The following is an 11633-nucleotide window of genomic DNA, read 5'->3' on the forward strand; positions in this document are numbered from 1 at the left end:
CGCTCACGGGGCGGCCGCGGTCACGGCAGCTCCGGCGGGGTCTTCGCGGGTGTCCTCTCCAGGGCCTCCAGCGCGATGCGGATGGCCGCGTCCAGCTGGACGTCCCTTCCCGCCGCGTAGTCCTGCGGGCGCTGGACGACCTCCACGTCCGGCTCCACCCCGTGGTTCTCCACGCCCCACTCGTATCCCTCCAGCCAGAACGCGTACTTCGGCTGGGTGATCAGGGTGCCGTCGACCAGGTGGTAGCGGCTGTCGATGCCGATGACGCCGCCCCAGGTGCGCGTGCCCACGACCGGCCCGATGCCCAGCGCCTTGATCGCCGCGTTGACGATGTCGCCGTCGGAGCCGGAGAACTCGTTGGCGACGGCGACGACCGGGCCCCGGGGCGCGTCCAGCGGGTAGCTGTCCGGCTTCATGCCGCGCGGCAGGTCCCAGCCGACGATCCGCCGGGCCAGCTTCTCCACCACGAGCTGGGAGGTGTGGCCGCCGCGGTTCTCGCGGACGTCCACGACCAGGCCCTCGCGGGCCACCTCGACCCGCAGGTCGCGGTGGATCTGCGCCCAGCCGGGGGCCTGCATGTCCGGCACGTGGAGATAGCCGAGCCGGCCGCCGGACTTCTCGTGGACGTAGGCCCGGCGGTCGGCGACCCACGCGTGGTAGCGCAGGGGTTCCTCGTCGGCGATGGGGATCACGACCGCGTGCCGCAGATCGCCGCCGCCGGCGGGCGAGACGGTGAGCTCCACCGGTTTGCCCGCCGTACCGACCAGCAGCGGGCCGGGGCCGGTCACCGGGTCGACCGGCCGGCCTCCGACGGCGACGATCGCGTCCCCGGCGCGCACCGCGACGCCGGGCGCGGCGAGCGGGCTGCGCGCGTCCGGGTCGGAGGTCTCCGAGGGCAGGATCCGGTCGATGCGCCAGCTGCCGTCCTCGTGCCGGGAGATGTCCGCGCCGAGCAGTCCCTGCCGGGGTCCGCGGCCGTGGCCGCCGCCGGGGACGACATAGGCGTGCGAGGTGCCGAGCTCGCCGTGCACCTCCCACAGCAGGTCGACCAGGTCGTCATGGGTGGCGATGCGGTCCAGGACGGGCCGGTAGCGCTCGAGGACGCCGTCCCAGTCGACGCCGCCCATGTCGGGCCGCCAGAAGTGGTCCCGCATGATGCGGCCGGTCTCCTCGTACATCTGCCGCCACTCGGCGGCCGGTTCGACGGTCTGCCGGATCCGGCCGAGGTCGACGGTGACGTGGGAGTCGCTGTCCTCGTCGCCGGAGGCGCGCCGGTCGCTGGGGACGACCTTGAGTTTGCCGTCGGTCCACAGCAGCACGCGCTTGCCGTCGCCGCTGACCTCGAAGTGGTCGGCGTCCGAGGCCAGCTGCTCGAGACGCTGCTGGGCGAGGTCGTAGCGCTCCAGCTCGGTCTTGGGGTCGGGGTCGTCGTCCGTGGCGCGGGAGGCGCCGAGGACGCCGCGCACCGGGTGCCTGAGCCAGAGCACGCCGTCCTTGGCCGTGCGCAGGTTGGAGTAGCGGGCGGCCTCGACCGGGAAGGGCACGATGCGGTCGGCGAGCCCTTCGATGTCGATGCGGGTCGTCGGGGCGCCCTCGCTGTCGGGGGTCTCCTCCTTGTCGGGGGCCTCGAAGGGCCGGCCGTGCCGCTGCGGGCCGAACGGGGAGGGCGTGGTCGCGGCCAGGGGGATCAGATACGGACGGGTGCCGTCGACGAAGGCCAGGTCGAAGACGTGCTCGTCGTAGACGGGGTCGAAGGAGCGCTGGGAGAGGAAGACGAGGTGCTTGCCGTCGAGGGTGAAGGCGGGGGCGTAGTCGCGGAAGCGCAGCGGGGTCGCGTCGGTGACCGACAGGTCGGTGGTGTTGGCCAGGCGCAGCTGGCTGAGCGGACGCGGCCCGGGGTGCGACCAGACGAGCCAGGCGGAGTCGGGCGAGAAGGCGAGCCCGTCGACGTCCCCGTGCTCGCTGCGGTCGACCTCCCGGACCTCGCCGGTCTCTCGTTCGACGAGCAGCAGCCGCCCGTCGTGCGAGGCGACGGCCACCCGGGCGCCGTCGGGGGACACGGCGAGTTCCAGGACCCGGCCGAGCTGCCCGGCGCCCAGCCGGCGCGGGGTGGCGCCGGGGGCGAGGCCGGTGGCGGGCGCGAACTCCAGGGCGTCCTCGCCCTCCGCGTCCGTCACCCACACCACCCACTCCTCCCCGTCGGCGCGGAAGGTGCGCGGCAGCCGGTTCCGCACCCCGGGTTCGGCGGCGAGCGCCCGGGCGGGACCGGAGCGGTGGGTGATCCAGTGGACGGCACCGCGCACCGAGACGGCGCTGCCGCGCGCGGTGTGGTCGGGAGAGGCGGAGCCGAACCAGCGGGAGGCGTTGACCGGGCGGGGCCGCAGGTTGGTGCGGGGGCCGCCGAGCCGGATGTCGATCCGGCGCGGCTCGGCGCCGTCGAGGTCCTCGAGCAGCCACAGCTCACCGGCGCTGGAGTAGACGACCCGGCTGCCGTCGGTGGCGGCGTGCCGGGCGTAGAAGCCTCCTGCGCTCCCGGCTCCGTCCGGGCCCGAGGGGTTTCCGAGCGGGGTGTGACGGCGCAGGTCGGAGCCGTCCGCGAGGGAGGAGTACAGGGCACCGGTGCCCTCGTGGTCGGACAGGAACGCGATCCGCTCCCCGACCCACAGCGGGTACTCCAGGTTGCCGTCCAGTTCTTCGTGCAGCCGTACGAACTCGCCGTCACCTTCGCGGTCGATCCACAGCTTGCCCGCCGTGCCGCCCCGGTACCGCTTCCACCAGGCCGCCTCGCGGCCCATCGTCGCGGACAGCAGCACGGTGTGCGGGCCGTGGGCGACACCGCCGACCGGCCCGTACGGCAGGGTGGTGGCCGGTCCGCCGTCGAGCGGGACGGCGTGGGCCCAGGTGCGGCGCAGGCTCGCCTGGCCGTGGGCGCTGATCACGAGGACCTTCCCGTCCGGGGTCCAGCCGAGCACCTGGGTCCTCCAACTGCCCCAGTGGGTCAGGCGCCTGGCGGGGCCGCCGTCGACGGGGGCGATGTACACCTCGGGGGCGCCGTCACGGGTGGAGGTCCAGGCGACGGTGGTGCCGTCGGGCGAGATGCGGGGGTGGTTCACGGGCACGTTGTCGGCGCTGACCCGCCAGGCCCTGCCGCCCTCCAGCGGTGCGAGCCACACGTCGTCCTCGGCGGTGAAGGCGACCAACTCGCCGTGCGGATGCGGGAACCGAAGATACGCAGACGAAGACGATACGGACTGAGTCACTCGATCACCCTACGCAGCGGCGGCGTCCGCCGACAGAGGGCGAAGGCGCATTCACTCCCGCATGTCACACCGTCTCCCGCACGTCACACCGGGGATGCCGGTCTCACTTGCCCTGGACGGGCCCGCAGGCGGGGTTGTCCAGGCACCAGATCGTCCGGGTGACGGTCACCGTGACCGTCGGGCCCGGCTGTCCGGGGGTGGTGGGACGGTAGGTGACGGGCGGCCGGTACGTCGGCCCGGTCGTGGCCTCGCAGTTGCCGAGGCCGCTGACACGGAACCACTCCTTCCCGCCCACTTCGGCGACCAGGTTCCCGCGCACACAGGCGCCGTCGACGGCCCGGGTGACCTCCCCGGTGACGGTGATCCTCCGGCCGTCCTGCGTCTCCCCCCGGCAGTCGACGGTGACCACGGTGGTGTCGGACGCCGGCGCCGTGCGCGCCCTGTCGCGGCCGTAGCCGCCCGTGCAGTCGAGCCGGCGCACGGACGCGTTCTGCCGGTTCAGCTCCGCGGTGACCGTCCTGTCGGTCGTGTACGCCACCGACGCGGCGTTCAGCCCGCCGGGATCACAGGCGGCGACCCCGCCCACGGCACCCGCCGCGAGCACCGCACCGGCCATCATCCGCCGCCCCCGCGACAGGTGCGCAATCCTCCCTGATCCCCTCATGTCCGGCAGCGTGCCACCGCCGGGCCCGGGGCGGTAGAGCGCATATGGCCACGCATGTCGCATGCGCCCGCGCCCTCAGGGACCCCCACGGCGCCGCACGGCGCACCGGCCCCGTTCCGGGCGGCCGGGGCGCGCGCCCGCCGCACCCGGCCTCCACGCCGTCCGCGCTCCCGCCGGCACGGGGCGGGCGGGGCCGCGGCGGTCAGGGGTCAGGACCAGCGGCCCGTGCGGCCCAGGAGCAGGGCGGTCGCCGCCGTGCCCGCGGTCGAGGTGCGCAGCACGGTGCGGCCGAGGACGTACGCCTTGGCGCCCACCTCCCGGAAGAGGGCCAACTCCTCGGGGGAGACCCCGCCTTCGGGGCCGACGACCAGCACGATCTCGCCCTCGGCGGGGAGTTCGGCGGTGGCCAGGGGTTCCTCGCCGGCCTCGTGGAGCACGGCGGCGAAGTCGGCCTTGGCCAAAAGTGCGGCAACCTGCGGGGTCGTCGCCGCGTCCGCGACCTCGGGGAAGCGGACCCGGCGGGACTGCTTGCCGGCCTCGCGGGCGGTCGAGCGCCACTTGCCGAGCGCCTTCAGGCCCCGGTCGCCCTTCCACTGCGTGATGCAGCGGGACGCGGCCCACGGCACGATCGCGTCGACGCCGACCTCGGTCATCGTCTCCACGGCGAGTTCGCCCCGGTCGCCCTTGGGAAGGGCCTGGACGACGGTGATACGGGGCGACGGGGGCGGTTCCTCGGCCGGGTCCGTCAGACCGGTGACCACCAGCCGGTCCTTGCCCTCGGCGGCCTTCACCACGCCCTCGGTCCAGCGCCCCCGGCCGTCGGTGAGCACCACGTCCTCGCCCGGCCGCAGCCGCTTGACCGTGACCGCGTGCCGTCCTTCGGGGCCGTCGAGCACGAACTCCGTCCCGATGCCGTCGAGCCGGTCGACGACGAACACCGGCGCGGTCATCGCGCACCCCCTCCCGCCGCCGGACGGGCCGTCAGCCCTGCCCTGGCCGCGTCGTATTCGGTCATCAGCACCTCCATCAGCCGCCCCGCGGGCAGCGCGCGGGCCATCCGGTGGCCCTGCCCCGCCCACAGTGCCATGCCCTGCGCGTCGCCCGCCCGGGCGGCCGCCCTGCGCAGGGGTGCGGTGAGGTGGTGGACCTCCGGGTAGGCGGCGGGCGCGTACGGGCCGTGCTCCCGCAGGAAGCGGTTGACCAGTCCGCGGGCCGGCCGCCCGGTGAACGCGCGGGTCAGCTCCGTGTGCGGGAACAGCGGGTCGGTCAGCGCCTGCTTGTGCACGGGGGACGCCCCGGACTCGGGGGTGGCGAGGAACGCCGTGCCGAGCTGGGCCGCGCTCGCGCCCGCCGCGAGCACGGCGGCGATCTGGCCGCCGTGCATGATGCCTCCGGCCGCGACGACCGGGAGGTCCACCGCCTCGCGGATCTGCGCGACCAGCGACAGGACGCCGATCCCGGCTTTGTCGTTCTCCGGCAGGTCGCGGTGGGTGCCCTGGTGGCCCCCGGCCTCCACGCCCTGGGCGATCACCGCGTCCGCGCCCGCCCGTTCCACGGCGAGCGCCTCCTCGACGGTGGTGGCGGTGGCGAGGACGAAGGTGCCGGCCCGGTGCAGTGCGTCCACCACCTCAGGGCCGGGCACGCCGAAGTGGAAGGAGACCACCGGTACCGGGTCGTCCAGCAGGACGGCGAGTTTGGCGTCGTAACCGTCGTCACGGCCGCTCTCCGGGTCGCCCAGCCCGGTGCCGTACCACTCTGCCTCACCGGCCAGCTGCTGGGCGTAGAGGCCGACGGCGCCGGACTCGGCGCTCTCCGGCTGCGGCATGAACACATTGACGCCGAAGGCACGGCCGGTCAGCCCGCGCAGCTGGTTGATCTCCTGGCGCATGCCGTCCGCGGTCTTGTGGCCGGCGGCGAGGAATCCCAGCCCGCCCGCCTCGGACACCGCGGCGGCCAGCCCCGGCACCGAGGGCCCGCCCGCCATGGGCGCCTGCACGATCGGGTGCGGGAAGAGATCGGTCAGTGGGGAGGACATGACCGCATGGTGTCACGTCCTCCCCACACGTCCGCATCCGGACGGCCTTCGGCACATGCCGGGGAAGTCCCCTCCGCACCGGTTCCGGCGCCCGGTGAACGCGTCCTTCGGCCACAGGCGACCGCAGGGCGGCCGGGCACCGCGGGCGGTCACGAGAACGGTCCCTGCCGGCCCGGCCGGCTGCGTCCGCCCATGAGGGACCCGGCCGGCGTGGACCTTGCCGTCCTCGGGGACGGCGCACTGCGTCTGCCTGCGGAGGGGGCGGCCCGGCCCTCGGCCGTCAGCCGGGCTCCACGCGCCCGTCAGCGCCCGTTGAACGCGTCCTTCAGCCGTGCGAACAGCCCCTGCTGTCCCGGCTGGAACTGCCCCTGCGGGCGCTCCTCGCCGCGCAGCTTGGCCAGCTCGCGCAGCAGGCGCTCCTGCTCGGGGTCGAGCTTGGTCGGGGTCTGCACCTCGACGTGCACGACGAGGTCGCCGCGTCCGCCGCCGCGCAGATGCGTGACGCCCCGGCCGCGCAGCGGGATCGACTGGCCGGACTGGGTGCCCGGACGGATGTCGACCTCCTCCAGGCCGTCCAGCGTCTCCAGCGGCACCTTGGTGCCGAGGGCCGCCGCGGTCATCGGGATGGTGACCGTGCAGTGCAGGTCGTCGCCGCGCCGCTGGAACACCGGGTGCGGCAGCTCCTGGATCTCGACGTAGAGGTCACCGGCGGGACCGCCGCCGGGGCCGACCTCGCCCTCCCCCGCGAGCTGGATGCGCGTGCCGTTGTCCACACCGGCCGGGATCTTCACGGTCAGCGTGCGGCGGGCGCGGACACGGCCGTCACCGGCGCATTCCGGGCACGGGGTGGGCACCACCGTGCCGAAGCCCTGGCACTGGGGGCAGGGGCGGGAGGTCATGACCTGGCCCAGGAAGGACCGGGTGATCTGGGAGACCTCACCGCGGCCGCGGCACATGTCGCACGTCTGGGCGCTGGTGCCGGGGGCCGCGCCCTCGCCGTTGCAGGTGTTGCACACGACGGCCGTGTCGACCTGGATGTCCTTCGTCGTGCCGAAGGTCGCCTCGTCCAGCTCGACCTCGATCCGGATCATCGCGTCCTGGCCCCGGCGGGTGCGCGAACGCGGTCCGCGCTGCGACGCCGTTCCGAAGAAGGCGTCCATGATGTCGGAGAAGTTCCCGAAGGCACCCGCCCCGAAGCCACTGCTCGCGCCGGCGGCGGCGGACTGCGAGAGCGGGTCGCCACCGAGGTCGTAGACCTGCTTCTTCTGCGGATCCGACAGCACCTCGTAGGCGGCGTTGATCTCCTTGAACCGCTCCTGGGTCTTCGGATCCGGGTTGACGTCCGGGTGCAGCTCGCGCGCGAGCCGCCGGAAGGCCTTCTTGATCTCTTCCTGCGACGCGTCGCGACGCACGCCGAGGACGGCGTAGTAGTCCGTGGCCACCTACGACTCCGCCAGGATCTGTCCGACGTACCGTGCCACTGCGCGTACCGCTCCCATCGTTCCCGGGTAGTCCATGCGGGTCGGTCCGACCACGCCGAGCTTGGCCACTGCCTCGCCGCCTGAACCGTAACCGACCGACACGATGGACGTGGAGTTGAGTCCTTCGTGGGCGTTCTCGTGACCGATGCTCACGGTCATGTCCGCGTTCTTCGTCTCGCCGAGCAGCTTCAGCAGGACGACCTGCTCCTCCAGCGCCTCCAGGACGGGCCGGATGGTGAGCGGGAAGTCGTGCGCGAAGCGGGTCAGGTTGGCGGTGCCGCCGATCACCAGCCGCTCCTCGTTCTGCTCGACGAGCGTCTCCATGAGCGTGGACAGCACGGTCGAGACGGTTCCGCGGTCGTCGACCTCGAAGCTCTCGGGCAGGTCCTCCACCAGCTGCGGGACGTCCCGGAAGCGGCGGCCGGCGACCCGGCTGTTCAGCCGCGCCCGCAGATCGGCCAGGGACGTCTCCCCGAAGGGGGCGGGGCAGTCGATCACCCGCTGCTCGACCCGGCCGGTGTCCGTGATCAGCACCAGCATCAGACGGGCGGGCGCGAGCGACAGCAGCTCCACATGCCGCACGGTCGAACGGGTCAACGACGGGTACTGCACCACGGCGACCTGCCGGGTCAGCTGCGCGAGCAGTCGCACCGTGCGGGCCACCACGTCGTCGAGGTCGACGGCGCCGTCGAGGAAGTTCTGGATGGCACGCCGCTCCGGCGCGCTCATCGGCTTGATCTCGGCCAGCTTGTCGACGAACAGGCGGTACCCCTTGTCGGTGGGGATACGTCCGGCACTGGTGTGCGGCTGGGCGATGTAGCCCTCTTCCTCCAGGGCCGCCATGTCATTGCGGACCGTGGCCGGCGAGACGCCGAGGTTGTGCCGCTCGGTCAGGGCCTTGGAGCCGACCGGCTCCTCAGTGCCGACGTAGTCCTGGACGATCGCGCGCAATACCTGAAGTCTCCGCTCGCTGAGCATCGCGCACACCTCCAGAAGTCGTTGGTCGGCTTCCCCGCCTGGCACTCGACGCATAAGAGTGCCAGCTTTACTCGCACAGTGTACGGCTGTCGGGTATACCCCGGGCAAGGCGGTTGCGCTGTGGCACTAGCGTCTCCCCATGAGCGTGACGTGGGAAGAGTCGGGATGGGAGCGGCTGGCGGACGGGGTCGGGCGGGTGCGTCTCCCGGGGTGGGACTGCACCGTCGGGCTGGTGGCCGGGACGGACCGCGCGCTGCTCGTCGACGCGGGGTCGAGCCTGGCGGAGGGAGCGCGGCTGCGCGCGCAGGCGCGGGAGCTCGCCGGCGGCGATGTGAGGCTTCTCGCGCTGACGCATCCGCACTTCGACCATGTCTTCGGGGCGGCGGCGTTCACGGGCGCGGAGATCTTCGCCGCCGAGGGCTCCCGCGCGGTGTACGGCGACGCGGAGGGCGCACGTGCCGAGCTGCGCGCGGACGCGGTGCGCCACGGGCTGGACGCACGGGCGGCCGAGGAGGCGGCGAACGCCCTGGTGCGCCCCGGGCACGAGGTCGGCGACCGGCTCGCCCTCCCGCTCGGCGGGGGACGCGAGGTGCTGCTGGCGAACGCGGGCCCCGGTCACACCGCCCACGATCTCGCGGTCGTCGTCCCGGGTGAGCCGGCCGTCGTCTTCTGCGGCGACCTGGTCGAGGAGTCCGGTGAGCCCCAGGCGGGCCCCGACGCCGTGCCGTCCCGGTGGCCCGCCGCCCTCGACCGGCTGCTGGCGCTCGGCGGCGAGGACGCGCTGTACGTGCCCGGTCACGGAGCGGTGGTGGACGCGGCCTTCGTCCGGGCCCAGCGGGACGCCCTGGCCGCGCGCTTCGGCGTGTCACGCTGACCGGCCGCGGGTTTCTCCCTATCGTCACTCGAATGCGCCCACCCGTCTCCCGTCACCGCCCTTTCGGCGAGGGCTCCCCGGGCCCGCGCTCCCGTGTGTACTCCCCCGATCTGACCCCGCCCTGGAGGAAGCCGAGGGCCGTGCCGGAGGTTCCGGCCGAGCCCGGTCTGGTGGTGGAGGAGCCGGGCAGCGGTTTCTGCGGGGCGGTGGTCCACTGCGAGGCGGGCACGGTGACCCTGGAGGACCGCTTCGGCAGGCACCGGGTGTTCCCGCTCCGGCCCCGCGGCTTCCTGCTGGAGGGCAGGGTGGTCACGCTGGTGAAGCCGTCGTCCGGGCCGCCGCGGCCCACCCGTACGGCCTCCGGTTCGGTGGCCGTCCCGCACGCACGCGCGCGCGTGGCCCGCGCCGGACGCATCTATGTCGAGGGGCGGCACGACGCCGAACTGGTCGAGAAGGTGTGGGGCGACGACCTGCGCATCGAGGGCGTGGTCGTGGAGTACCTGGAGGGCATCGACGACCTGCCGGCGGTCGTCGAGGAGTTCGCCCCCGGGCCGGACGCCCGTCTCGGCGTCCTCGTCGACCACCTGGTCCCCGGCACGAAGGAGTGGCGCATCGCCGAGGTGGTGACCAGCGAGCACGCCCTGGTGGTCGGCCACCCGTTCGTCGACGTCTGGCAGGCCGTGAAGCCGTCGTCCCTGGGCATCGCGGGCTGGCCCGACGTCCCCCGCGGCCAGGACTGGAAGACGGGCGTGTGCCGGTCGCTGGGCTGGCCCGAGGACACGGGCGCGGCGTGGAGGAGGATCCTGTCCCGGGTGCGGTCGTACAAGGACCTGGAGCCGGAGCTGCTGGGCAGGGTGGAGCAGCTGATCGACTTCGTGACGGCATGACGGCATGGCGGCCCGGGCGCGGGGTGTTGTGCCGCCGGGGCAGCGGCTCCCCTCGGGCGAGGGCGGGTGAGCGCACACGCCTCGGGGGCGGCGCGCCCTCGATGCCTCAAGTCCACCGGTGCCTCGGTCACCGGTGCCTCGGTCCGCCCGTTCCTCAGTCCACCAGGTCCCGCACCACCGCGTCCGCCAGCAGCCGGCCCCGCAGGGTGAGCACGGCGCGCCCGGCCGCGTACGGCTCCTGCTCGAGCAGCCCGTCGGACAGCGCCCGCCGGGAGGCCTCCAGGCCCTTCGGGCGCAGCACGTCCAGCGGAAGGCCCTCCCGCAGCCGCAGCTCCAGCATGATCCGCTCCACCCGGCGGTCCTCCTCCGTGAGGAGCTCCCGGCCCGCACCCGGGGAGCGCCCGGAGGCGAGGGCCGCCGCATAGGCGCCGGGGTGCTTGACGTTCCACCAGCGCACGCCCCCCACATGGCTGTGCGCCCCGGGTCCCGCGCCCCACCAGTCGGCGCCCCGCCAGTACAGCTCGTTGTGCCGGCAGCGCCCCGCGTCCGAGGCGGCCCAGTTGGACACCTCGTACCACGAGAAGCCCGCCGCGGAGAGCGTCTCCTCCGCGATCAGATACCGGTCGGCATGCACGTCGTCGTCCGTCGTCGGGATCTCTCCCCTGCGGATCCGGCGGGCGAGCCGTGTGCCCTCCTCCACGATCAGCGCGTACGCCGACACATGGTCGGGCCCGGCTCCGAGAGCCGCGTCCAGCGAGGCCCGCCAGTCGTCGTCGGACTCGCCGGGCGTGCCGTAGATCAGATCCAGGTTGATGTGCTCGAAACCCGCCGCACGGGCCTCGGTCACGCATGCCTCGGGACGCCCGGGCGTGTGCGTGCGGTCGAGGATCCTCAGCACGTGCTGCCGGGCGCTCTGCATCCCGAAGGAGATCCGGTTGAAGCCGCCCTCCCGCAGCGCGGCCAGGTAGGCCGGGTCGACCGACTCGGGGTTGGCCTCCGTGGTGACCTCCGCGTCGGCCGCGAGGCCGAACTCGTCACGGATCGCCCTCAGCATCCGTACCAGGTCGTCCGCGGCCAGCAGCGTGGGCGTACCGCCGCCGACGAAGACCGTGCGGACCTCGCGCGGATCGTCGCCGAGGACCTTGCGGGCGAGGCGGATCTCGTCGACGAGGATCCCGGCGTAGTTGTCGCGGGAGGCGAGCACTCCCCCGGTGCCGCGCAGTTCGGTGGCGGTGTAGGTGTTGAAGTCGCAGTAGCCGCAGCGGGTCGCGCAGTAGGGGACGTGCAGATAGAACCCGAGGGGCCGGTCGGCCGCCCCGGCGAGCGCGTACGCGGGCAGCGCACCGTCGTCGGGCACGGGCTCGCCGTCGGGAAGTGCGGAAGGCATGCGTTCCATTGTCCAGCACCACGAGGCCGGCACCGCGCCTCCGGCACCACGGCGCAGGCCCGCCCCT

9 protein-coding genes and 1 tRNA gene are annotated in these 11633 nt (G+C 73.8%); 2 read left to right on the forward strand and 8 right to left on the reverse strand.

Annotated features, from left to right (window positions below; all coding sequences use genetic code 11):
- Window positions 1-20: 20 nt before the first annotated feature.
- From ABD224_RS07340 to hrcA, 7 genes are all read right to left on the reverse strand, one after another.
- A complete protein-coding gene (locus ABD224_RS07340) occupies window positions 21-3260 on the reverse strand; it encodes a S41 family peptidase (RefSeq protein WP_344048127.1) in 3240 nt (1079 codons plus the stop codon).
- 103 nt (window positions 3261-3363) lie between these two features.
- A complete protein-coding gene (locus ABD224_RS07345) occupies window positions 3364-3924 on the reverse strand; it encodes a hypothetical protein (protein WP_344048129.1) in 561 nt (186 codons plus the stop codon).
- Between the two features lie 209 nt (window positions 3925-4133).
- Window positions 4134-4874 (reverse strand): 16S rRNA (uracil(1498)-N(3))-methyltransferase, encoded by a 741-nt coding sequence (locus ABD224_RS07350; protein WP_344048131.1) that lies wholly within the window; start codon window positions 4872-4874, stop codon window positions 4134-4136.
- On the reverse strand, window positions 4871-5566 hold the full coding sequence (locus ABD224_RS07355; RefSeq protein ID WP_344048133.1) for a nitronate monooxygenase: 696 nt from the start codon (window positions 5564-5566) through the stop codon (window positions 4871-4873). The genes ABD224_RS07350 and ABD224_RS07355 overlap by 4 nt, the downstream gene beginning before the upstream one ends.
- A gap of 34 nt (window positions 5567-5600) precedes the next feature.
- Window positions 5601-5702 (reverse strand) — tRNA-Pro (locus tag ABD224_RS07360).
- A gap of 559 nt (window positions 5703-6261) precedes the next feature.
- Window positions 6262-7401: a molecular chaperone DnaJ gene (dnaJ, locus tag ABD224_RS07365; protein ID WP_344048135.1), complete on the reverse strand. Its 1140-nt coding sequence runs from the start codon at window positions 7399-7401 to the stop codon at window positions 6262-6264.
- Window positions 7402-8418 (reverse strand): heat-inducible transcriptional repressor HrcA, encoded by a 1017-nt coding sequence (gene hrcA / locus ABD224_RS07370; RefSeq protein ID WP_344048137.1) that lies wholly within the window; start codon window positions 8416-8418, stop codon window positions 7402-7404.
- Between the two features lie 139 nt (window positions 8419-8557).
- Between hrcA and ABD224_RS07375 the strand changes: the two genes are divergently transcribed.
- Together ABD224_RS07375 and ABD224_RS07380 are read left to right on the forward strand one after the other, a co-directional pair.
- The gene (locus ABD224_RS07375) at window positions 8558-9292 is read left to right on the forward strand and encodes an MBL fold metallo-hydrolase (RefSeq protein ID WP_344048139.1); all 735 of its coding nucleotides are present in this window, start codon (window positions 8558-8560) and stop codon (window positions 9290-9292) included.
- Window positions 9293-9324: 32 nt separating this feature from the next.
- On the forward strand, window positions 9325-10179 hold the full coding sequence (locus tag ABD224_RS07380) for a DUF3097 domain-containing protein (RefSeq protein ID WP_425580931.1): 855 nt from the start codon (window positions 9325-9327) through the stop codon (window positions 10177-10179).
- 154 nt (window positions 10180-10333) lie between these two features.
- On the opposite strand, the gene hemW is transcribed toward ABD224_RS07380, so the two are convergent.
- Window positions 10334-11566, reverse strand: coding sequence for a radical SAM family heme chaperone HemW (gene hemW / locus ABD224_RS07385; RefSeq protein ID WP_344048141.1), 1233 nt, complete (start codon window positions 11564-11566; stop codon window positions 10334-10336).
- Window positions 11567-11633: the final 67 nt, after the last annotated feature.

The sequence above is a fragment of the Streptomyces thermoalcalitolerans genome, assembly GCF_039525155.1.
Taxonomy (GTDB): Bacteria; Actinomycetota; Actinomycetes; order Streptomycetales; family Streptomycetaceae; genus Streptomyces; species Streptomyces thermovulgaris.